The 21,861-nt window shown below is 62.3% G+C and carries 20 protein-coding genes and 1 riboswitch; of the genes, 8 read left to right on the top strand and 12 right to left on the bottom strand.

The genetic code is table 11. The features are described from left to right. On the bottom strand, positions 1–411 hold a 411-nt coding region (locus A3728_RS02415), incomplete at its 3' end, for a CbtA family protein (protein ID WP_201722289.1). Between the two features lies 1 nt (position 412). Then, positions 413–583: a CbtB domain-containing protein gene (locus A3728_RS22150; protein ID WP_082851087.1), complete on the bottom strand. Its 171-nt coding sequence runs from the start codon at positions 581–583 to the stop codon at positions 413–415. A gap of 32 nt (positions 584–615) precedes the next feature. Further along, positions 616–830: riboswitch (cobalamin riboswitch) on the bottom strand. Positions 831–969: 139 nt separating this feature from the next. Between A3728_RS22150 and A3728_RS02420 the strand changes: the two genes are divergently transcribed. Then, a complete protein-coding gene (locus A3728_RS02420; protein ID WP_067919930.1) occupies positions 970–1,899 on the top strand; it encodes a DMT family transporter in 930 nt (309 codons plus the stop codon). On the opposite strand, the gene pncB is transcribed toward A3728_RS02420, so the two are convergent. Together pncB and pncA are read right to left on the bottom strand one after the other, a co-directional pair. Next, positions 1,882–3,174 (bottom strand): nicotinate phosphoribosyltransferase, encoded by a 1,293-nt coding sequence (gene pncB / locus A3728_RS02425; protein WP_067919931.1) that lies wholly within the window; start codon positions 3,172–3,174, stop codon positions 1,882–1,884. The genes A3728_RS02420 and pncB overlap by 18 nt on opposite strands. A 78-nt stretch (positions 3,175–3,252) precedes the next feature. Beyond that, the gene (pncA, locus tag A3728_RS02430) at positions 3,253–3,846 is read right to left on the bottom strand and encodes a bifunctional nicotinamidase/pyrazinamidase (RefSeq protein WP_067919933.1); all 594 of its coding nucleotides are present in this window, start codon (positions 3,844–3,846) and stop codon (positions 3,253–3,255) included. A gap of 119 nt (positions 3,847–3,965) precedes the next feature. Between pncA and trhO the strand changes: the two genes are divergently transcribed. Further along, positions 3,966–4,889, top strand: a complete 924-nt coding sequence (trhO, locus tag A3728_RS02435) for an oxygen-dependent tRNA uridine(34) hydroxylase TrhO (protein ID WP_067919935.1) — start codon at positions 3,966–3,968, stop codon at positions 4,887–4,889. On the opposite strand, the gene A3728_RS02440 is transcribed toward trhO, so the two are convergent. From A3728_RS02440 to A3728_RS02460, 5 genes are all read right to left on the bottom strand, one after another. Then, entirely contained in the window at positions 4,886–6,214 is a 1,329-nt protein-coding gene (locus A3728_RS02440) for an NAD(P)/FAD-dependent oxidoreductase (RefSeq protein WP_067919937.1), read from the bottom strand. The two genes, trhO and A3728_RS02440, sit on opposite strands and share 4 nt — an antisense overlap. Beyond that, entirely contained in the window at positions 6,211–7,032 is an 822-nt protein-coding gene (locus A3728_RS02445) for an ABC transporter permease (RefSeq protein ID WP_067919940.1), read from the bottom strand. Before A3728_RS02445 ends, A3728_RS02440 begins: the two co-directional genes overlap by 4 nt. Further along, positions 7,029–7,904 (bottom strand): ABC transporter permease subunit, encoded by an 876-nt coding sequence (locus A3728_RS02450; protein ID WP_067919996.1) that lies wholly within the window; start codon positions 7,902–7,904, stop codon positions 7,029–7,031. The genes A3728_RS02445 and A3728_RS02450 overlap by 4 nt, the downstream gene beginning before the upstream one ends. A gap of 43 nt (positions 7,905–7,947) precedes the next feature. After that, the gene (locus A3728_RS02455; RefSeq protein WP_067919942.1) at positions 7,948–9,075 is read right to left on the bottom strand and encodes an ABC transporter ATP-binding protein; all 1,128 of its coding nucleotides are present in this window, start codon (positions 9,073–9,075) and stop codon (positions 7,948–7,950) included. Between the two features lie 84 nt (positions 9,076–9,159). After that, entirely contained in the window at positions 9,160–10,245 is a 1,086-nt protein-coding gene (locus A3728_RS02460) for a polyamine ABC transporter substrate-binding protein (RefSeq protein WP_067919944.1), read from the bottom strand. A 161-nt stretch (positions 10,246–10,406) separates the two neighbouring features. Here A3728_RS02460 and A3728_RS02465 point away from each other — a divergent pair, with 161 nt between their 5' ends. Together A3728_RS02465 and A3728_RS02470 are read left to right on the top strand one after the other, a co-directional pair. Further along, a complete protein-coding gene (locus A3728_RS02465) occupies positions 10,407–11,075 on the top strand; it encodes a GntR family transcriptional regulator (RefSeq protein ID WP_150120613.1) in 669 nt (222 codons plus the stop codon). Positions 11,076–11,178: 103 nt separating this feature from the next. Continuing rightward, a complete protein-coding gene (locus A3728_RS02470) occupies positions 11,179–12,606 on the top strand; it encodes an aspartate aminotransferase family protein (protein ID WP_067919946.1) in 1,428 nt (475 codons plus the stop codon). Between the two features lie 6 nt (positions 12,607–12,612). Here the strand turns inward: A3728_RS02470 and argE are convergent, their stop codons facing one another. Further along, positions 12,613–13,770: an acetylornithine deacetylase gene (gene argE, locus A3728_RS02475; protein ID WP_067919948.1), complete on the bottom strand. Its 1,158-nt coding sequence runs from the start codon at positions 13,768–13,770 to the stop codon at positions 12,613–12,615. Beyond that, complete coding sequence (locus A3728_RS02480; protein WP_067919950.1) at positions 13,767–14,948, bottom strand: M24 family metallopeptidase; 1,182 nt, start codon at positions 14,946–14,948, stop codon at positions 13,767–13,769. The genes argE and A3728_RS02480 overlap by 4 nt, the downstream gene beginning before the upstream one ends. A gap of 229 nt (positions 14,949–15,177) precedes the next feature. Here A3728_RS02480 and A3728_RS02485 point away from each other — a divergent pair, with 229 nt between their 5' ends. The 4 genes from A3728_RS02485 (at position 15,178) to A3728_RS02500 (ending at position 20,482) form a co-directional block, all read left to right on the top strand. Further along, positions 15,178–16,275, top strand: coding sequence for an ABC transporter ATP-binding protein (locus A3728_RS02485; RefSeq protein WP_067919951.1), 1,098 nt, complete (start codon positions 15,178–15,180; stop codon positions 16,273–16,275). A 119-nt stretch (positions 16,276–16,394) separates the two neighbouring features. After that, positions 16,395–17,501, top strand: coding sequence for an extracellular solute-binding protein (locus A3728_RS02490; protein ID WP_067919953.1), 1,107 nt, complete (start codon positions 16,395–16,397; stop codon positions 17,499–17,501). A 91-nt stretch (positions 17,502–17,592) separates the two neighbouring features. After that, on the top strand, positions 17,593–19,299 hold the full coding sequence (locus A3728_RS02495; RefSeq protein ID WP_201722115.1) for an ABC transporter permease: 1,707 nt from the start codon (positions 17,593–17,595) through the stop codon (positions 19,297–19,299). Positions 19,300–19,303: 4 nt separating this feature from the next. Continuing rightward, positions 19,304–20,482, top strand: a complete 1,179-nt coding sequence (locus A3728_RS02500) for an ABC transporter permease (RefSeq protein ID WP_067919955.1) — start codon at positions 19,304–19,306, stop codon at positions 20,480–20,482. 29 nt (positions 20,483–20,511) lie between these two features. On the opposite strand, the gene A3728_RS02505 is transcribed toward A3728_RS02500, so the two are convergent. Further along, on the bottom strand, positions 20,512–21,786 hold the full coding sequence (locus A3728_RS02505) for a lytic murein transglycosylase (RefSeq protein ID WP_082850897.1): 1,275 nt from the start codon (positions 21,784–21,786) through the stop codon (positions 20,512–20,514). Positions 21,787–21,861: the final 75 nt, after the last annotated feature.

Genomic DNA, 21,861 nt, shown 5'->3' on the forward strand with positions numbered 1-21,861 from the left:
CTGACGCGCGCCGATATCCGCCGCCGCCACGCCCGGAACCTCTGGCGCGAGCGAAAAGCCGGGGGCGAGGTGAAAGGCGATGAACCCCCCTATCCCCCAAAGGATGCCCCACCGGCCGTTGGCCATGCTCCCGCGCTCCTCGCCAAGGCTCATGGCCGCGACGAGCACCAGCGCATAGCCGGTGTAGATCAGCATGCTGAACACGATGCTCAATCCGTCCCGCACAGGATCGATGGCCGCCCAGCCGAGGTTCACCGGGGCAGGGTCGGACCCGAAATGGGACAAGGTTCCATTTTCGAACAGTTCGGCCTGCAAAAGAACCGGCTGCACAAACGCCAACTGCAGCAGACCCGCTATCAGGCCTGCCGCAGCGCCAGCGAACAACGCGCTGACGACAAATCTGGAAATCATATCAGTGGCAGGGGAAGCCGGTCGCGTGGCGCACGTCATGGGCCGCGTCGTGCAGCGCGGCGGCCTGTACGTGCCCGGTGAGCGTGATCAGCGTCACGCCCAGAACGGCAACGAAAGCCGCGGGAATGAAGCGCGTGCCGCTCACACCGAGGGTCTGGATCATGGTTGTCATATCGGTCTCCTTACCGTCACACCCGACGGCCAATTGCGTTTCTTCGCCTGGCAGGTCTCCTGGCTCGCGGGTCGTGGCCCCTGCCCGCCTTCCCCACCCTTCCGGGCAAGTGGCATCATTGGCATCGGCTCACCGCTTACAGTCGCGGGGGCGGCTCCGGCTTCCGGATCGATGGATCCCTTACCGAATTCCCTTTTCAGTTCCACGCAGATGCGCTTTTCGGAACACCAAGCTCGCTCAATTACGCATTTTGACCCATCTCTGGCAAGGTCTCTTTGCGACAATCCGCGCCCCGGGAGCGGAACGCAGATGGCAAAATCGCCCGTTGGCCGCCATAAGGGGCGGGCGGGCGAAGAGCTATCCGCGCTTTTTCGAGCCGGTGCAGGATGCCAACGAACCGAACGACACTTGCGATTCTCTACTCCCTGCTGGCGCTGGTCCTCTTTGACGGCATGGGGCTGATCATCAAGCGCCTGTCAGCGGACTACGGCGCGGCGGAACTGTCGGCCTATCGCAATCTCTGTGGCCTGATACCTGCGGCAATCGCGCTGTGGTCGTCGAAGGACTGGCACGCGAAGGGCCGTCAGCTTGGCATGCGGCAATGGCGGTTTGCCCTGATGCGGGGCGTCGTGCTGACCTTTGCGCAGTATTTCTTCTATCTTTCCCTCGGCTTGCTGAGCTTTGCGACCGCATCCACGATCACCTACGCCAGCGCGCCCTTCGCTGTCGCTTTGGCCGTGCCGCTGCTGCGTGAGCAGGTAGGCTGGATCCGCTGGGCCTCGGTGATCGTGGGATTCGTCGGGGTCGTGATGGTGGTGGGGCCGGGCCGCGACAGCTTTTCCCCCGCCGCCCTGCTGCCACTGGCCGCCGCGGCCTGTTACGCGCTGACAGGAGTTACCGCGCGGATGATGGACGACGAGGTGCCGACCGCGCTCATCAATCTCTATTCCTCAGGGGTGGCGGCATTGGGTTCGCTGCTACTCGCATTCGTCAGCACCGGGTTCAGTCCGCTGGCACAGCTCTCCGATCTGGGTTGGATCCTGGCGATGGGCACCTTCGGCGGGATCGCCGTTCTGCTTCTGATCGCGGCCTACCGGATGACGGAACAGAGCAACCTTGCCCCCTTCAGCTATTTCGGCATCCCGATCGCTTTCGTGCTGGGCTGGGCATTCTACGGCGAAACCCCTTGGGCAGAGTTGTTCCCGGGGGCGCTGCTGATTGCCGGGGGCGGCCTGCTGATCGTGTGGCGAGAGCGGCAGGCACGGCGTGCGGAACTAATGGCCCGCGGCGCACTTTCTTCAGACGACGACCTCTAGCGCGGGCTGGTCGCCCACGCCGAACACACGCTTGTAGCGCTCTATTTCCGCTTCGGGGCCCATCGCCTTGTTGGGGTTGTCCGATAGCTTGACCGTAGGCCGGCCATTCGCGCTGACCGCCTTGCACACAAGGCTGAAGGGCGCGAGCGCATCATCGGGCACCAGCCCACGGAAATCATTGGTCAACAGGGTGCCCCAGCCAAAAGATACCTTCACCCGTCCGGCGAATTTCGCGTGAAGCTCGTGTATCTTCGCCACGTCCAGACCGTCACTGAAGATCACGCGTTTCTCCGCCGGGTTCTCGCCGCGCGCCTTCCACCAGTCGATAGCTACATTCGCGGCCGTTTCGGGATCGCCGCTATCGACGCGGATGCCGGTCCAACCCGCCAGCCAGTCCGGTGCGTTGTCCAGAAACCCCTTGGTGCCGTAGGTGTCCGGCAGGATGATGCGCAGGTTACCCTCGTGTTCATCGTGCCAGTCCGACAGAACCGTATAAGGCGCGCGGGCCAGTTCGGCATCGCTTTCGGCCAGCGCGGCATAGACCATGGGCAATTCATGGGCATTGGTGCCGATTGCCTCCACCTCGCGGTGCATGGCGATCTTGCAGTTCGACGTGCCGGTGAAGGCACTGCCCAACCCTTCGCGCATGGCCTGCACGCACCAGTCCTGCCACAGGAAACTGTGCCTGCGGCGGGTGCCGAAATCGGCGATGGTCAGGCCTTCGATCTCGCGCAGGGCTTCGATCTTTTCCCACACCCGCGTCATCGCGCGGGCATAGAGCACCTGAAGCTCGAACTTGCCCATTCCGTCCAGAACCGACCGGCCCCGCAATTCCATCAGCACCGCAAGCGCCGGAATTTCCCACAGCATGACTTCGTGCCACTTGCCTTCGAAGGTCAGCTCGTATTGATCGCCGCGCCGCTCCAGATGATAGGGCGGCAGGCGCAGGCCCTCGAACCATTCCATGAAATCGGGCCGGAACATCTGCCGCTTGCCGTAAAAGGTATTCCCCCGCAGCCATGTCGATTCCCCCCGGCTGAGGGAGAGTGAGCGGATATGATCGAGCTGCTCGCGCAATTCGCCTTCGTCGATCAGTTTCGCCAGCGGGACATGCGTGGACCGGTTGATCAGGCTGAAAGTAACTTGCGTATCCGGCTTGTTGCGGAAGATCGACTGGCACATCAGCAGCTTGTAGAAATCGGTATCGATCAGCGAACGAACGATGGGGTCGATCTTCCACTTGTGATTCCAGACGCGCGTGGCGATGTCGACCATGGTTCAATCCCGAAAAAGCTGGTTATTTGTGGCGAGGTACCGGGCGAAGGGCAAGGGCCGCGCCCTCGGCCCGTCTGTTCAGGCCAGCACGACGCCCGCCTCACGCATGTGTGCCCTTGCCTGCGCCAGCGAACCGTCGAGGTCGATGGCCCGGCACAGATCCTCGCGCACTTCGACGTCGAAACCCAGCCGCGCCCCGTCCAGCGCGGAATAGGCGACACAGAAATCGGTCGCGAGACCGACCATCAGCAAACGGTCGATCCCGCGCGACCGCAGATATCCTTCGAGACCTGTGGGCGTTTCGTGATCGTTCTCGAAAAAGGCGGAATAGCTGTCGATGGCGGGGTTGTACCCTTTGCGCAGGATAAGATCGGCCCGCTCAGCCTGAAGCGTGCCGTGAAACTGCGCCCCAAGGCTGCCCTGAATGCAGTGATCCGGCCAGAGCACCTGCGGACCATAGGGCATTTCGATCACTTCATAGGGCGCGCGGCCCGGATGGCTTGACGCGAAGGAGGAATGGCCCGCCGGGTGCCAGTCCTGCGTGAGGATCACGGCATCCACTTCGGCCATCAGGCTGTTGATCCCCTGCACGATCGCTTCGCCGCCGGGCACTGCCAACGCGCCCTCGGGGCAGAAATCCTTCTGTACGTCGATCACGACCAATGCCTGCATTCCGTATCGTCCCTTGCGATGTTCGGCGGCAGCCTAGACGGAACAACCGCCGTATGTAAGGCCGGTTTTGGCCTGTGGCCTCTTGCGCGACCCCGGCACGGCGGCCTATCTGACCGGCCATGTATACCATCGCCGCCCTTTATCACTTCACCCGGTTCGACGATCCGGCCGCGCTGCGGCCCGACCTTCTGGCGCTGTGCGAAACCCAAGAGGTCAGAGGCACGCTTTTGCTGGCCCGCGAAGGGATCAACGGCACCATCGCCGGGCCCAGGGCGGGGATCGACGCGGTTCTGGCGCATCTGCGGGGCCTGCCCGGATGCGCTGATCTGGAGTGGAAGGAATCGACCGCCCGCAGCGCCCCCTTCGGCAAGCTCAAGGTGCGCCTGAAGCGGGAGATCGTCACGATGGGACAGCCCGATGTGGACCCGATGCAAGGCACGGGCCACTACGTCGCCCCGGCGGACTGGAACGCCCTGATCGGACAACCCGATGTTGTCGTGATCGACACCCGCAACGACTACGAGGTGGCCATCGGCACCTTCGACGGCGCCGTCGATCCCCGGACAGCCAGCTTCGGGGAATTTCCCGAATGGTGGGAAAAGAACCGGGATCGGTTCGCGGGCAAGAAGATTGCCATGTTCTGCACGGGGGGCATCCGCTGCGAAAAATCGACGAATTACCTTCTCGGCCAAGGGGTGGAGGAGGTCTTTCACCTCAAGGGCGGGATTTTGAAATACCTTGAGGACGTCCCACAGGAACAAAGCCGCTGGCAGGGTGACTGCTTCGTTTTCGACAACCGCGTCAGCGTCAGCCACGGGCTCGCAGAAGGGCCGCATATCCTCTGCCACGGGTGCCGGCGGCCCATCCTGCCCGAAGACCGGGAGCGCCCTGAATACGAGCCGGGCGTCTCCTGCCACCATTGCCATGCGGAAACCTCCGACGCGGACAAGGCGCGTTTCCGCGAACGGCAGCGCCAGTTGACCCTGCAGCGACAGCGGGCGGCAAAGGTCGATCCCGGACAACGCGAAGGGGGCGGGACTTAGCGGTCCGCCAGTGCGAAAGCTGCATAAGCCGGTGGCATGACGGCACGGCGGAACCTGCCGAGTTCGAACCGCGACAGCGGTGTTTTCATCGGCTGCGGATAGAGCCGGGAAGGCTTTCTGCCCTGAGCCAGTTCCGCGACGACAGCGCCCGAATAGCTGCCCATCGCCACCCCGTTTCCATGATAGCACAGCGAAGCAAACAGCCCCTCGCGCCCCGGAACCGGCCCAACGAAGGGCATCCGGTCGCGCGCGATGCAAACCATGCCGGACCAGCCATGGGGTGTTTCGACATGCTTCCAAGAGGGAAACATCGCTTCGAAATCCCGGCGCGCCCGTGCCAGCGCGCGTTTTTCGGAACGTGGGTTTGACAGCAGCCCGCCCCGCACGCCGAACAGCATCCGCCTGTCCGGCATCAGGCGAAAGTAATGCAGCAGACGGCGCGTGTCATAGCAGGCCTGTGCGCTGGTCCAGCCCTGCGCGTCCAGTTCCACCTGCGTCAGCGGGCGGGTGACGATGACGCTCGATTGCGTCGGCATGTAGCGCCCGCGCAGCCAGTCCGGCAGGTCCTCGGACGAATAGCCATTCGTCGCCACGATGACCCGCCCCGCCCGAACGCGTCCCTGCGGCGTATCCAGCGAAAATCCGGGGCGGTCGTCGTGTATGGCATGGGCTGGCGTGCCTTCGAAAAGGCGCGCCCCTGCGTCTTCCGCGGCCTTCGCCAGACCTGCGAGGTATTTGCGGGGATTGAGTGCGAAGCCCACCGGCGTGGTCAGCCCGCCATGAAAGCCCGCGTTCATACCCTCTTTGGGGAGGTCCGCGGCCTTGATCAGCCTTGGGGTAACGTCGTAATCCGCCTCGATCTCTTCCGCCTCGCGCTTCATCCCCTCGAAATCCGAAGGGCGATGGGCAAGGCGCGTTTCCCCCTCCGAATGGCGGTCGACGTCGATCCCCAGCTCCCGGATCAGATCCTGCACGAAACGAACCGAGGCCGCCTCCGTCGCGCGCCAATCCCGGCGGCCCTCTGCGCCGAAGCGGGCCTCCAATCCGGCGTTGTCCAGCATACCACCGCCGAGGCAACAGAAACCGCCGTTGCGGCCCGACGCGCCCCATCCGACCCGTTCCGCTTCGAGCACGGCAACCGACACGCCTTCTTTCGCAAGATGCATTGCCGCGGACAAGCCGGTGAACCCGGCCCCGATCACGGCGACGTCGCAAGTTAGATCACCCTGCAGCGTGGGGCGTTCCGGCAGGTCGCACGTCCGATCCCACCAGCAGTTTGCCCGGGGGGCGGCGCTATAGGCGAAACCGGAATAGATGCGCTTCATCCCGATGCCCGTTCCGCCGCCTGCGCCTCCTTCTGGGCGCGCAGGCTGGCCCGCTTGCTGATGAGCGATGCGGTGATCACCCCGGTGGCCACAATCGCGATCATGATGGTGGAGAGCGCGTTGATCTCGGGCGAAACGCCGAGCCGCACTGCGGAGAAGATCTTAATCGGCAGTGTCGTGGCCGAAGGTCCGGCGGTGAACGACGCGATCACGAGGTCATCGAGACTGAGGGTGAAAGCCAGCAGCCAGCCCGCGATGACGGCAGGCGCGATGATCGGCAGGGTCACGAGCCGGAAGGCATCCCACGCAGAACATCCCAGATCCAGCGCCGCTTCCTCCAGCGAGCGATCGAAGGAAACCAGCCGCGAGGATACGACGACAGAAACGTAGCACATGGAAAACGTCGTATGGGCCAGAACGATGGTCAGCACGCCCCTGTCCAGACCGATCCCGATAAAGAGCAGCAGCAGCGACAGGCCGGTAATGACCTCCGGCATGACGAGAGGGGCGTAGATCATTCCCGAGAACAACGTACGCCCCAGAAAGCGCCCCCCGCGTACCAGAACATAAGCTGCCATCGTTCCCAGCAATGTCGCCAAGGTGGAGGACATCAACGCCACCTTCAGCGTTACCCATGCGGCGCCGAGGAAGGCTTCGTTCTGGATCAATTCGCCGTACCACCGGGTGGAAAATCCCGCCCATACCGTTACCAGTTTGCTGGCGTTGAAGCTGTAGATCACGAGGATCAGCATCGGCAGGTACAGAAAGGCGAATCCGAGGGTCAGGGAGGTGACGTTGAACCATGAAAGACGTCTCATGCCTCGGCCTCCGCCTGTTTCTGCTGGTTGCGCTGGAACAGCACGATCGGCACGATGAGGATCAAGAGCAGGATCACCGCCACCGCAGAGGCCACCGGCCAGTCACGGTTGTTGAAGAACTCCTCCCACAGAACCTTGCCGATCATCAGCGTGCCCGAACCACCCAGCAGCGACGGGATCACGAATTCGCCCAAGGCCGGGATAAAGACGAGGAAGCAACCCGCAATGATTCCGTTGCGGCTGAGCGGCACGGTCACCAGCCAGAAGGCCTGCGTGCGCGAACAGCCCAGATCCTCCGCCGCTTCGATGAGCGATTCGTCCATCCGGTCGAGGGCGGCGTAGATGGGCAGGATCATAAAGGGCAGATAGGTATAGACGATCCCGATATAGACGGCGACATTGGTGTTCAGGATCGTCAGCGGCTCCCCAATCAGGCCAAGCCACATCAGGAACTGGTTCAGCAAACCTTCGCTGCTGAGAATCCCCATCCACGCGTAAACCCGGATGAGGAACGAGGTCCAGAAGGGCAGGATCACCAGCATCATCAGCGTCGGGCGCCATTCTTCGGGCGCGCGGGCCATCCCGTAGGCGATGGGATACCCGACCAGAAGCGTCATGAAGGTGGAGAGCGCTGCGATCTGCAGCGAACTAAGGTAGGCCTTCCAATACAGGTCGTCCGAGGCAAGGAAGACGAAATTCTCGAAATCGAGCTGGCTGATCAGCTCGGCAATTCCGTCCTTGAAGGTCGGGGTATAGGGCGGGATCGCCAGCGCGATATCCGACAGGGAAATCTTGAAGACGATCAGGAACGGGACGAGAAAGAGCAGCAGCAGCCAGAGATAGGGCACTGCGATCAGGAGGGCGCGACGCATCAGCATGTCCCGCTCCTTCCGGGTTGGATATCGAGGCGGCGCATCATTCGGCCAGCAGCACGCCTGCGGTGGCGCTCCAACTGATCCAGACCGGATCTTCCCATGTGATGTCCCGGCGGGCGATGCGACGTGTATTCGCGGTTTGCGCCTTGATGACCTGACCACCCGGCAGTCCGACATGATAGGTGCTGAGGTTGCCAAGATAGGCGATGTCCAGAACCTTCCCCTCCATCGCGTTGTCGGCATTGTCGGGGCGGTCGGTGCTGATCGCGATCTTTTCGGGCCGGATTGCCAGATGCGCCGTCTGCCCGTCGCTGAAGGGCGCGGAGGAGGTCGCGGTGACGGGGGCTACACCCTCGTGCCAGAGCACTTCGTACCGGTCTTCGCCGACCGGTTTCGCCCGCCCTTCGAGAATGTTCACATCACCGATGAAGTCGGCGACATAGACCGAATTGGGGTATTCGTAGATATTGGCCGGGGTCGCGACCTGTATGATCCGCCCCTCGTCCATGACGGCCACGCGGCTTGCAACTGTCATCGCCTCTTCCTGATCGTGGGTAACGATCACGAAGGTCGTGCCGGTGCTTTCCTGAATATCCATCAGCTCGAACTGGGTGTCCTGCCGCAATTTCTTGTCGAGCGCACCGAGCGGTTCGTCGAGCAGCAAAAGCTTGGGCGCCTTCGCAAGGCTGCGCGCCAGCGCCACGCGCTGCCGCTGCCCGCCGGAAATCTGATGCGGTTTGCGCTGGGCGAACTTTTCAAGCCGGGTAAGCTTCAGCATCTCGGCCACGCGGGCCTCTATCCGTTCCTTGTCCATCTTGTCGCGCTTGAGACCGAAGGCGATATTTTCCCGGACGCTCAGATGCGGGAAGAGCGCATAGGACTGGAACATCATGTTCACGGCCCGCTTGTTCGGCGGCACGGGCACGATGTTCTGGCCGGAAAGTTCGATGGTCCCGCGGGTCGGGTTTTCAAAACCCGCGAGCATGCGCATCATCGTCGTCTTGCCGCAGCCCGAGGGACCCAGCAGCGCGAAGAATTCCTGCGTGTAGATATCCAGCGACAGATCGTCGATGGCGACGAATTCACCGAATTTCTTGGTAACATTCTCAAACCGGATCAGCGGCTTTTCGTTCGGGTCGTCCCATGGAGCGAAGATGGTCTGGCTCAACGAAGAATTCCTTGCGTGACACTTGCGTGCTTCGTGAAAAAGGGGCGGGACCTTGCGGCCCCGCCCCCTGCGTATTGTCCCGATTCAGGTGCCCGACTTGACCTTGGTCCACATGCGGGTGACGACCCGCTGCAATTTGGGATCGTAGGGGCTGGTGGTGTAGAGGTTTTCCAGCGTCGCCTCGTCCGGGTAGATCGCCGGATCGCCGATCACGTCCTCTTCCAGGAATTCCTGGGACGCCTTGTTGCCGTTGGCGTAATAGACGTAGTTGGATGCCTTCGCCATGTTCTGCGCGTCCATGATGAAGTTCAGGAACTTGTGCGCGCCCTCGGGATTGGGGGCATCGACGGGGATCGCCATGTTGTCGAACCACATCAGGGCGCCTTCTTTCGGCGCGTAATATTCGATCTCTACCCCGTTGTCGGCTTCGGCGGCACGGTCGCGGGCCTGCAGGATGTCACCCGACCAGCCGAAGGCCACGCAGATGTCGCCGTTGGCCAGCGCGTTGATGTATTCCGAGCTGTGGAACTTCTGGACATAGGGCGCCACGGCGGCCAGGACGGGCTCCGCCTTTTCGATCGTGTCGACATCCTGGCTGTCGGGGTCCTCACCCAGATAGGCCAGAGCGGCGGGGATCATCTCGACCGGAGCGTCGAGGAAATGCACACCGCATTCCGACAGCTTTTCCATGTTGGCCGGATCGAAGATCAGGGACAGGGAACCAACGGGCGCATCCTCGCCCAGCACTTCCTTGACCTTGTTGATGTTCACACCGATGCCGGTGGTGCCCCACATGTAGTTGATGGCGTATTCGTTGTTCGGATCATATTTGCTGACCCGGTCTTCGATGACGTCCCAAAGGTTTTCCCGGTTCGGTAGCTTCGACTGGTCCAGCTTCTGGAAGGCACCGGCGCTGATCTGGCGCTGCAGGAACGTACCGGACGGCACCACGACGTCGTAACCGGACCCGCCGGCCAGCATCTTGGTTTCCAGAACCTCGTTGCTGTCAAATACATCGTAGACCAGATCGATGCCGGTTTCCTGCTCGAACTGGTCGAGCAGCGATTCGTCGATATAGTCGGACCAGTTGTAGACGCGCACCTCTTCGGCGACGGCCGTTGTTGCCATGAGCGTCGCAGCGGCGACACTGCTCATCAAACGGTAATTCATCTGTTACTCCCTTCATGTGGCCGGGTTGTCACCGGCTTTCGCCAATTTGATCAAGTTTTGCCTCTTGCGGCAAGATGATTTATGCTTTCACGCGTAATCCACCCGGTAAAGGATGTAGCATACGTGAAAAAATGGGCAGCACGATGAAGCAGGAACCGACCATGAAAATGCAGACCCTGCCTTCGGCCGAGGCGGCGAAGATGCCCGCCCATCAGCATGTCTACGAACGCCTGCGCCAGTTGATCCTGTTCGGAGATCTGGCGCCTGGTCAGGCTGTTACCATCCAAGGGCTGGTCGAGCGGCTGGATGCCGGGATGACCCCGGTACGCGAAGCTTTGCGCCGCCTGATTTCAGAAGGCGCGCTGACCCATCAGGGCAACCGCAGGGTCACGGTGCCCGTGCTGACCCCGCTGTGCATGGAAGAGCTGGGATTCATGCGCGAAGCGCTCGAACCGGAGCTTGCCCGGCGCGCGACGGGCTTGATCGAATCGCCCCAGATCAACGCTCTTACTGCCTGCGACGAGGCCTTGAACGCGGCAATCGACCGGGGCGACGTGAACGGCTACCTGACCCATAACTACCAGTTTCACAGCCTGATCAACGCTGCCGCAAACGCACCGATCATGGCCGCCACGGTTGACCAGCTCTGGCTCCGGTTCGGCCCTTCGCTGCGGGTGATTTGCGGTCGTTTCGGCACGAGCAACCTGCCCGACAAACATGCCGACCTTCTCGACGCCATCGCCCGCCGGGATGCCGACGGCGCCGCCCGCGCCATGGCAGAAGACGTGGCCCAGGGCATGCGGCAGATCGCGGCGGCATTCGAAAACTGATCTGCCAGTCGGTTATTCGATTTGACAGCGCGTAATTTGATCATATTCTGCAAGCCAAGCATTTACGCGCCCCAGACATAACCCGGAATACAAGGTGCCCCCCATGTCAGCCGTCACGAATCATCTGCCGACCTCCGAACTTCAGGCGCTGGACGCCGCACATCACATGCATCCCTTCACCACCAACGACGAACTGGCGGAAAAAGGCGCGCGCATCATCACTCGGGCCAAGGGCGTTTACCTGACCGACAGCGAAGGCCATCAGATCCTCGATGCGATGGCGGGCCTGTGGTGCGTCAACCTCGGCTACGGGCGGGAAGAGATGGGCCGCGTCGCGGCACGCCAGATGAACGAACTGCCGTTCTACAACACCTTCTTCCAGACAACCCACGTCCCCGCCATCGCTCTGGCAAAGGAACTTGCGGATCTGGCGCCGGATGACCTGAACCACGTCTTCTTTGCCGGGTCGGGGTCAGAGGCGAACGATACGAATATCCGGATGGTCCGCACCTATTGGGCTGAAAAGGGACAACCCGACAAGAGCCACATCATCAGCCGGAAGAACGCCTATCACGGCTCTTCCATGGGGTCCGGCAGCCTTGGCGGGATGGCGTTCATGCATGAACAGGGCGGCATGCCCATCCCCGGAATCCACCACATCAACCAACCCGACTGGTGGTCCGAAGGCGGAGATCAGAGCCCCGAAGACTTCGGCCTTGCCCGGGCGCAGGAACTGGAGGCGAAGATCCTCGAACTCGGCCCCGAAAAGGTCGCCGCCTTCATCGGGGAACCGGTGCAGGGTGCGGGCGGGGTCATCGTACCGCCCAAGACCTACTGGCCCGAAATCCAGCGCATCTGCGACAAGTACGACGTGCTTATCATCGCGGATGAGGTGATCTGCGGCTTCGGGCGCACCGGCAACTGGTTCGGCTCCCAGACCATGGGTATCAAGCCGCATATCATGACGATCGCGAAAGGGCTCAGCAGCGGCTACGCGCCCATCGGCGGCTCCATCGTCTGCGACGAGGTGGCCGAAGTGATCAACGCCTGCGAATTCAATCACGGCTACACCTATTCCGGTCACCCGGTCTGTGCCGCGGTGGCGCTGGAAAACCTGCGCATCATGCAGGAAGAGAACATCCTCGATCATATCAACAAGGTCGCGGCCCCCGCCCTGTCCCGTGCGCTGGACGGTCTGGCAGAGCATCCGCTGGTCGGCGGGGTCAACATTTCGGGGATGATGGCATCGCTGCCGCTGACCCCGGACAAGGAAACCCGCGCATCCTTTGCAGCAGACAAGGGCACCGTGGGCTACATCTGCCGGGAGCATTGCTTTGCCAACAATCTGGTGATGCGCCACGTCGGTGACCGGATGATCATTTCCCCGCCGCTCGTGATCACCCCCGAAGAGATCGACATTTTCGCAAAACGCGCAAAGGCGGCGCTGGACGCGACCTATACCGAGCTGCAGGAAAAGAGCTTGTTGAGCGCGGCGATACCCGAACACGACACCCCGTCACCCTTGGGCTGACGGGTTTCAGATCAACCGTTCGCCAAGGCGGTCGAGCATCCGCAGGCAGGCATCAAGCTGGTCGAGTTCGACATATTCGTCCGGCTTGTGCGCCTGCCGGATCGATCCCGGGCCGCAGACCACCACGTCGACGCCGTAGTTCTGGAACAGCCCCGCCTCGGTGCCGAAAGGCACCACATCCGCACCGTTGGCCCCCAATAGCCCGGCCACGAGGTCGCGCGCCGCGTTCAGCGGCACGGGCTGCAGCCCGGTGATTTCGCCCATGGTCTCGGTCGAAATGTCGGCATCGGGGCAGATGGCCCGCATGTGCGGCAGCAACTCTTCCTCGACATAGGCCTCCATCACCTGCCGGACATGGTGATAGTCCTCTGTCTGGACGGGGCGGAATTCCCAATCCACCTCGGCCCGACCGACAATAACGTTATGCGCATGCCCGCCCGCGATACGCCCGATGTTGAGCGTGGTTTGCGGCGGCTCGAACCGGCTGTCCGGCGGGGCGCGACCGCGCAGTTCCTCCCGCAGGCCTAGCAAACGCATGACGAAGCGCGCCGCGTATTCTGCGGCATTCACCCCCCTGTCGGGATCCGATCCGTGCCCCTCCAGCCCCGTGAAGCGGGTGGTATATTCGCAGCAGCCTTTGTGGCCTTCGATCACCCGCATTTCCGTGGGCTCCCCGACGATCGCGATATCAGGGCGCAGCCCGCGCTTGGCCAGTTCCGGGATCAGGGCCTGCGCCCCCAGACAACCGGTTTCCTCGTCATAGGTGAAGGCGAAGTGCACCGGGCGCTTCAGCGGCATTTCCGCGAACCGGCGCGCTTTTACCATGGCGGCGGCGATGAAACCCTTCATGTCGCAGGTCCCCCGCCCGAAGAGCCGCTCCCCCTCGCGGCGCAGCCGGAACGGATGGTCAGACCATTCCTGATCGGTCACCGGCACAACATCCGTATGCCCAGACAGCATCACACCGCCCGGCACATCCGGCCCGAGAGAGGCAAAGAGGTTCGCCTTTGCCCCGCCGTCGTCGATAAACAGGTGACACCGCGCGCCGAGAGCCGCCAGATCGTCGCGCAGCGATTCCGACATTTCCCGGTTACTGTCGGTGGAGACCGTGGGAAAGGCCACGAGCCGGTCAAGCTCGGCCACGGTATGTTCCAGATCGCTCACTTGACGAACATCCGGCGCGGACGGTTGCAGAGCGTCTCCACAGGGCCGCTTTCCCGGATGCGAATGCTTTCGGTGATTTCGATCCCCCAATCTTTCATCCAAAGGCCGGGCATGAAGTGGAAGGTCATATCGGGTTCCAGCACGGTTTCGTCCTCGGCGCGCAGTGAAATGGTCCGCTCGCCCCAATCCGGGGGGTAGCTGAGCCCGATGGGGTAGCCACAGCGCGCCCCGCGTTCGATCCCCGCCCGTTCCAACGGTGCGGCCAGTGCATTCGCCACATCGCAGGCACGGTTGCCTGCGCGCGCGGCCTCGAGCCCTGCTTCCAACCCCTCCACCAGTGCTGCCTCTGCCCTTTTGAGGTAATCCGGTGGCGTTCCCAGAAACAGCGTCCGGCAGAAGGGGGCGTGATATCGCCGGTAACAGCCGGAGATCTCGAAAAACGTCGCCTCGCCGGTGGCAAAGGGGCGGCCATCCCACGTCAGATGCGGCGCAGCGGCATCGGTCCCCGAGGGCAGCAGCGGCACGATGGCCGGATAGTCGCCCCATGCGCCGGGAACGCCGCGGATCGCGTCGCGATAGATCTCCGCCACCACCTCGTTCTTGGGCATCCCCGGCTCAACCCGTTCCAACAAACCATCCACGATCTTTTCGGAAATCGCCGCCGCCTTGCGCATATAATCCAGTTCCGGCGCGGATTTTATGGTGCGCTGGCGGTTCACAAGCGCCGTCGCATCCCGGATCTCCGCGCGGGGCAGTGATGCACAGAGGGTCCCATGCGCCTTGGCGGAGTAATAGTAATTGTCCATCTCCACCCCGATGCGCGCGCTTTCGAGGTCATGCGTCCGCAACGCCTCCGCGAGGGCCTGCATCGGGTGCCTTTCGGTGGACTGAACATAATTGTCGGCGTAGCCGCGGACCCGGTCGGCAGACATCCAGACCGTGCGTAACGCCCCGTTCGTATCCTGATTGCGGCCCCACCAGACAGGATCGTCATCCGGCAGAACGATGACCCCCTGATGCACGTAGAAGGACCAGCCGTCATAGCCGGTGATCCACGCCTGATTGCTGGGATCGGTGACGAAAAGCGCGTCCAGCCCCGCTGCCTCCATCGCATGTCGTACCAGAGTAAGCCGGCGGTCATATTCCGCGCGTTCGAACGGCAAATCGATGGCTGGCATATCGCACGATTCCCTGTGGTCCGGGAAAACGGTGAAACAGCGCTAAGCTCCATGCAAGTTATTTATTGGGCAGGTCAATCGACTGATTCCACCCTCTACGCCGCAAAATGGCCTGCAAATGACGCTTCCAGACCCAAAACTCGGTAAATCGGTTGCAAACTCGGGCTGGTATGGTTTTACATCGCTGCAACAAGCGCGGAAAACCGCCAAGTCCAATGGGGAGCCAGTTTTGGCCGACACACAGAAAAACGGCGCGTTCGTCGAATTCGATCGCGTTCAGAAAAGCTATGACGGCGAAACTCTTGTCGTGAAAGATCTCAACCTCAGCATGCCGAAGGGAGAGTTCCTGACGATGCTGGGGCCGTCCGGTTCGGGCAAGACGACCTGCCTGATGATGCTGGCCGGTTTCGAAACCGCCACCCACGGAGACATCCGGCTGGACGGCGTTTCGATCAACAACATCCCGCCGCACAAGCGCGGCATCGGCATGGTGTTCCAGAACTACGCCCTGTTTCCGCACATGACCGTGGCGGAAAACCTCTCGTTTCCGCTTGAGGTCCGCAGGATCAGCAAGTCGGAGCGCAAGGAAAAGGTGAACCGTGCGCTCAGCATGGTGCAGATGCAGGATTTCGCCGGTCGTCGCCCCACCCAGCTTTCGGGTGGCCAGCAGCAGCGGATCGCGCTCGCACGGGCGCTGGTGTTCGAACCCGAACTCGTGCTGATGGACGAACCGCTCGGCGCGCTGGACAAACAGCTGCGCGAGACGCTGCAGTTCGAGATCACGAACCTCGCCCATGAGTTGGGTATTACCGTGGTTTACGTGACCCATGACCAGACAGAAGCGCTGACGATGTCCGACCGGGTCGCCGTTTTCGACGATGGCCGCATCCAGCAGCTTGCCCCGCCGGACAAGCTCTATGAAGAGCCGGAAAACAGCTTCGTGGCCCAGTTCATCGGCGAGAACAATACGCTGGATGGCGTGGTGCAGGAAATTTCGGACGGCATCTGCGTCGTGAAACTGGACAGCGGCGAGGTGATCGACGCGAAGCCGGTGAACGTCAGCAAGGTGGGGGAGCGCACGCGCGTTTCCATCCGGCCCGAGCGGGTGGAGATCAACCCGCAGCTTGGCGAGAACGCGCATACGCTCAAGGCCGAGGTTCTGGAATTCATCTACATGGGCGACGTCTTCCGCACACGCCTGCGCGTCGCGGGCGTGGACGATTTCGTCGTCAAGACGCGGAACCGGGCGGATCAGGTTCGTCTGGAACCCGGCAGCCATGTGCAGATCGGCTGGCTGCCCGAAGATTGCCGCGCGTTGGACGCCTGACGCGCGCGCGACCCGTCGCTGCCCGCCCCAGGGCGTGGAGGCGATCGAGAGAGAGGCTGTGATCAAGCCCGATGTCACACCTTCAACACCCAAACGGGCGAAAAATGGGAGACTACCGAATGAAATTGACCAAGACACTACTGGCCACGTCGGCCCTGACCATCGCCGCGGGCATGGTGCACGCCGATGCACATATGGCCGATGAAATGACAATCGTCAGCTGGGGCGGAGCCTACTCCAACTCCCAGCAGAAGGCCTATCACGACCCCTACATGGAAAAGACCGGCGTCAAGATCATCAACGATGAATCTTCCGCCGAAGCGGTTTCCAAGCTGCGCGCCATGAAAGAAGCGGGCAACGTGACATGGGACGTCGTCGACGTTGTTGCATCCGACGCCCTGCGTCTGTGCGATGAAGGTCTGGCGATGGAAATCGACCCGGACGAAATGCTCGCCGAAGGTGACGACGGCTCCAGCGCGAGCGATGACTTCGGCGACCTGCTCGTCGGTGACTGCTTCATCCCGCAGATCGTCTATTCGACAACCGTGGGCTACCGCACCGACCTTGTCGGCGACACACCGCCCACAGACATCTGCGCGATCTTCGACACGGAAACATATCCGGGCAAGCGCGCGCTGGAAAAGCGCCCGATCGGCAACATGGAATGGGCCCTGCTCTGCGATGGCGTCGACAAGGAAGAAATCTATGACGTGCTGGAGACCGAAGAAGGTCAGCAGCAGGCACTCGACAAGCTGGCAACCATCAAGGACGACGTGATCTGGTGGTCCGCCGGTGCCGACACGCCCCAGCTTCTGGCTGACGGCGAAGTCATCATGGGCTCCACCTACAACGGTCGTCTGTTCAGCCTGATCGAAGAGCAGGATCAGCCCGTCGCGATGATGTGGGACGCGCAGGTCTTCGACCTTGACGGCTGGATCATCCCGACCGGCCTGTCCGAAGAGCGTCAGGCCCGTGCGCTCGACTACGTCCGTTTCGCGACAGACACCCAGCGTCTGGCGGATCAGGCGAAGTACATCTCCTACGGTCCGGCACGGAAATCCTCCGCACCGCTGGTGGGCAAGCACGCCGAACTGGGCATCGAGATGGCACCCCACATGCCGACCGATCCGGAAAACGCCAAGAACACGTTCCTCTACAACTACGAGTTCTGGGCTGACTACCGTGATGACATCGACGCCAAGTTCCAGGCTTGGCTGGCGCAATAAGCGCTTCGATACCGGAAGGGGCCACGCGGCCCCTTCCCCTTTCATCGGTTGATCCGATGACCCTATAGACAGCCCCACCCGCGAGGCCGCCATGACCGACGTCACCGACGCTACCACCGCAAAAAGCGCCCCTACCCCCGACGACGGCATTCGCATTGCCGACGCGGAAGCCTCGGGCCCGGTTCTTGCCGCCGATGGAACGCCGCTCAAGCGGTCCCTCAGCCGGGCACTGCGGATGCAGAAGCTTCGCGCCCTTGCCCTGATCGCCCCCCTTCTCATTTTCGTGCTGATCACGTTCATCGCACCGATCGCGGACATGCTGTTCCGCTCGGTCGAAAACGATGTCGTCGCCGAAACCCTGCCCCGCACAACGCCGATGCTCGCCGAATGGGATGCCGATAGCGGCACCCCACCCGATCCCGCCGTTTTCAAGGCACTTTATCAGGACATTTTCTTTGCCGCCGAACGCAAGCAGCACACGGTGCTGGGCGGACGGCTCAACTACGAGATGACCGGCATGTCGTCTCTTTTCCGCAAGTCCGGGCGCAAGGTCGAGGACATGGGAGAGGTCTATCAGGACCAGTTCGAGGACCTGAACGAATTCTGGGAAGAGGGTGAGAACTGGAATGCCCTCATGGGGTCGGACGAGTGGAACGCCGAAATGGCGGCCTGGGACCCCAAGGGGGACGCGCGTCAGCCCCGGTTCGAACTTCGCGACGGTATCGAAGAACTGCTCCCCCAGACCTCGGAGACCTTCAGCGCCTATGCGAAATTCATCCAGACCGTGGATGAAGACAACTTGGCCAAGGAAGACCCCTGGGCCATTGTCTATTCCGCGCTCTATGACGACCTGACAGGCCCCGCCGCCGCCAGGTTGAACGACTACTCAGGCCCCGCCGCAGAGGAACTGCGCGCAGCCGCCGCCGCGGTCGACACCTTCGAAACGGTGGATTACGTCGCCGCGTTTCAGGACATCGACAAGGACTGGACCGATCCGGAGGTCTGGCAAACGATCAAAACCTATTCACCGCGTTTCACGAACGGATACTTCCTGAACGCGATCGACATGCAGAAATCGCCCGACGGGCCAGAGATGCGGCCCGAGAACCAGCAGATCTATATCAAACTGTTCTGGCGTACGCTGGTGATGTCGCTAACAATCACGGCCTCCTGCATCCTGCTGGGCTATCCCGTGGCGTGGATCCTCGCCAACCTGCCCGCTCGCACCGCGAACCTGCTCATGATCCTCGTTTTGCTGCCTTTCTGGACCTCTCTGCTGGTACGGACGAGCGCGTGGAAGGTGATGTTGCAACAACAGGGTGTCATCAACGACACGCTGGTCTGGCTGGGGCTGGTGGACACGATGGACCGGCTGGTGCTGATCAACAATCAGACCGGCACGATCATCGCGATGACCCATATCCTGTTGCCGTTCATGATCCTGCCGCTCTATTCGGTGATGCAGACAATCCCGCCCAGCTACCTGCGCGCCGCCAAATCGCTTGGCGCCACGAACTGGACGGCTTTCTGGCGGGTCTATTTCCCGCAGTCGGTTCCGGGCATCGGTGCGGGGTCGATCCTCGTCTTCATCCTTGCGATCGGTTACTACATCACGCCCGAAATCGTCGGCGGCACATCCGGTATCTTCATCTCGAACCGGATCGCCTATCACATCTCGCAATCGCTGAACTGGGGGCTCGCTGCCGCACTGGGGACGATCCTGCTGGCCGCGGTGCTGCTGCTCTACTACGCCTACGACAAGATCGTCGGTATCGACAACGTCAAGCTGGGGGGCTGAGATCATGGCCGTTCTGACACCTGTTTCACGCACCCCCGCAAGCTTCTACGCCTCCGTTGTGGCGGCCTTCGGCGCCTTCGCCGGGCTGCTGGTCGGCACCGCTCAGGGCAGCGGCCTGATCGGCCTGATTCTTGGCGCCGTCGTTATGGGAGCCGCCGCCTACCTGATGGCCGAGGTTCTGGGGAAGGAGAAGACGTCCCGCTATGGGCTCGCGCTGCTCATGGCGCTTGGCGGCTTCTTCATCGGGGGCCTCGTCGCGGCGGTTATTGGCGCGCTGTTCGGGCTGTTCTTCGGCTGGCTGACCTTCTGGCTCTACGAAGGGCGATACAGGGCAAAGGTCGCCCCTTATCTCACCCCCGGCCAGGTCCTGTGGCATTATACCTTCCGGGTGATCTGCGGCGCGATCTTCATCTTTCTGATCACGCCGATCCTCGTGGTCATGCCGTTGAGCTTCAACGCCGAGGATTTCTTTACCTTCACGCCGGAAATGCTGCGCTTCGATCCGGACGGGTATTCGCTGAAGCATTACCGCGATTTCTTCACCAACTCCGACTGGCAGAACGCGGTGCAGAACTCGATCCGCATCGCGCCGGTCGCCACCCTGCTTTCCGTGGGCTTCGGCACGCTTGCCGCCATCGGGCTGAGCCAGCCGCATGTTCCGTTCCGGCGCGCGATCATGGCGATCCTGATCTCCCCGATGATCGTGCCGCTGATCATCTCCGCTGCGGGCATGTATTTCTTCTACAGCCGCATCGGCCTGCAGGGCACCTATCTGGGCGTTGTCCTTGCCCATGCGGCCTTGGGCATCCCCTTCGTCATCATCACCGTGACGGCGACGCTGGTCGGGTTCGACAATTCGCTTACGCGCGCGGCGGCCAACATGGGGGCCAATCCGGTCACGACGTTCTTCCGGGTGCAGATGCCGCTCATTTTGCCCGGCGTGATCTCGGGCGGGCTCTTCGCCTTCATCACCTCTTTCGACGAGGTGGTCGTGGTGCTCTTCGTCGGCTCGGCCGGGCAGAAAACGCTGCCGTGGCAGATGTTCACCGGGCTGCGCGAACAGATCAGCCCGACCATTCTGGCGGTGGCGACGATCCTCGTGTTCATCTCAATATGTCTGCTGACGGTGGTGGAACTGCTGCGCCGCCGGTCGGAGCGTCTGCGGGGCATGTCGCCGGGCTGATCCAGCCCGGCGCCGGCCATTTCGGGCGCTCAGCCTTCGCGCAGACGTTCCAGCAGGCGAAGTGATGCGTAGCCATCCGGCACAAGCCCCCGCGCCTTCTGGAACGCGCGAACGGCGTTGATGGTCAGCGGCCCGACCTTGGCGTCGATCTTCTGGGTGTCGAACCCAAGCGCCGTCAGCCTTGTCTGCAGCTCGATCCGCTCATCATAGGTCAGCGCCCGGTCGCCCCGAGGCCAATCCGCGACGATGGGGCCCTTGCCCCCGATCCGGTCAGCCAGATGGCCCACGCCGATCACATAGGCGTCTGCGCTGTTGTACCGCTCGATCACCGCGAAGTTCGGAAAGATCATGAAGGCCGCGCCCTGCGCGCCCCCCGGCAGCAGGATCGAGGCTTCGGCATGATCCGGGATCGACCCGCCCGCCTGCGGCTTCACACCGCGCTCCGCCCAAACGGATGGGAGCATGGTGATGTCCCGGCTGGCTTGCATGTAATCGAAATCGTCGGGCAATGAGACCTCGACGCCCCATGGCTGCCCCGCCGTCCATCCGAAGTGTTTGAGATAGGCCGCCGTCGAGGCGAGGGCATCCGCGGGATCATCCCCCCAGATGTCACGCTTGCCGTCGCCGGTGAAATCGACCGCATGCGCGAGGTAGGAAGAGGGCATGAACTGTGTGTGGCCCATGGCCCCGGCCCAACTGCCTGTCATTTCCTCCGGCGTCGTATCGCCGTCCTGCAGGATGTTCAGCACACCCAGCAACTCGCCTTCGAAAAAGGCACTGCGCCGGGCGTCATAGGCCAGCGTCGCCAGCGAGGAGAGCACATGGTCGGTGCCGCGAAAAGTGCCATAGGCGCTTTCGAGGCCCCAGATCGCGGTGACGATTTCCTTCTCAACCCCGAACTTTTCTTCTATCCGGCTGAGCGTATCACGTTGGCCGGCAAGCGCCGCCTTACCGTTCGCGATGCGTAGGTCGGAGGTGGCGGTTTCAAGATAATCCCAGATGGTCTTGGTGAATTCCGACTGGTTGCGATCCCGGCGGATGACCTCCGGATCGTAGCGAACCTTCCGCATCGCGTCATCGAACACATCCTCGCGGATACCGGCCTGAAGGGCACGCGGGCGGAAGGCTTCGATCCAGGCGCGCAGCCCCGCGTCGGAGCCTGTTTCAGCAACCGCCTCTTCCGCAAGTTCGGGCGCGCTGATCACCGCGGCTTCGGGGGGCTTCGCGTCCTTTGCATTGGGCCGAAGGGAGGCTTCGGGGTCTGTCTGCGCCATGGCCCCTGTACTGCACCCCAGCGCAAACATCGCCGCCACGCTGATTCTGCTTTTGAACACTCGCATCACTCACTCCGACAACTTCGTCGGGGTGACCATACCCGT

The organism is Sulfitobacter sp. HI0040, from assembly GCF_001634885.1.
Lineage (GTDB): Bacteria > Pseudomonadota > Alphaproteobacteria > Rhodobacterales > Rhodobacteraceae > Sulfitobacter.

What these genes read in the sequence shown, in the direction of transcription:
- A3728_RS22150 (WP_082851087.1), bottom strand. Translation starts at nt 583, where the DNA reads ATGACAACCATGATCCAGACCCTCGGTGTGAGCGGCACGCGCTTCATT.
- A3728_RS02420 (WP_067919930.1), top strand. Translation starts at nt 970, where the DNA reads ATGCCAACGAACCGAACGACACTTGCGATTCTCTACTCCCTGCTGGCG.
- pncB (WP_067919931.1), bottom strand. Translation starts at nt 3,174, where the DNA reads ATGGTCGACATCGCCACGCGCGTCTGGAATCACAAGTGGAAGATCGAC.
- pncA (WP_067919933.1), bottom strand. Translation starts at nt 3,846, where the DNA reads ATGCAGGCATTGGTCGTGATCGACGTACAGAAGGATTTCTGCCCCGAG.
- trhO (WP_067919935.1), top strand. Translation starts at nt 3,966, where the DNA reads ATGTATACCATCGCCGCCCTTTATCACTTCACCCGGTTCGACGATCCG.
- A3728_RS02440 (WP_067919937.1), bottom strand. Translation starts at nt 6,214, where the DNA reads ATGAAGCGCATCTATTCCGGTTTCGCCTATAGCGCCGCCCCCCGGGCA.
- A3728_RS02445 (WP_067919940.1), bottom strand. Translation starts at nt 7,032, where the DNA reads ATGAGACGTCTTTCATGGTTCAACGTCACCTCCCTGACCCTCGGATTC.
- A3728_RS02450 (WP_067919996.1), bottom strand. Translation starts at nt 7,904, where the DNA reads ATGCGTCGCGCCCTCCTGATCGCAGTGCCCTATCTCTGGCTGCTGCTG.
- A3728_RS02460 (WP_067919944.1), bottom strand. Translation starts at nt 10,245, where the DNA reads ATGAATTACCGTTTGATGAGCAGTGTCGCCGCTGCGACGCTCATGGCA.
- A3728_RS02465 (WP_150120613.1), top strand. Translation starts at nt 10,407, where the DNA reads ATGAAAATGCAGACCCTGCCTTCGGCCGAGGCGGCGAAGATGCCCGCC.
- A3728_RS02470 (WP_067919946.1), top strand. Translation starts at nt 11,179, where the DNA reads ATGTCAGCCGTCACGAATCATCTGCCGACCTCCGAACTTCAGGCGCTG.
- A3728_RS02480 (WP_067919950.1), bottom strand. Translation starts at nt 14,948, where the DNA reads ATGCCAGCCATCGATTTGCCGTTCGAACGCGCGGAATATGACCGCCGG.
- A3728_RS02490 (WP_067919953.1), top strand. Translation starts at nt 16,395, where the DNA reads ATGAAATTGACCAAGACACTACTGGCCACGTCGGCCCTGACCATCGCC.
- A3728_RS02495 (WP_201722115.1), top strand. Translation starts at nt 17,593, where the DNA reads ATGACCGACGTCACCGACGCTACCACCGCAAAAAGCGCCCCTACCCCC.
- A3728_RS02500 (WP_067919955.1), top strand. Translation starts at nt 19,304, where the DNA reads ATGGCCGTTCTGACACCTGTTTCACGCACCCCCGCAAGCTTCTACGCC.
- A3728_RS02505 (WP_082850897.1), bottom strand. Translation starts at nt 21,786, where the DNA reads ATGTTTGCGCTGGGGTGCAGTACAGGGGCCATGGCGCAGACAGACCCC.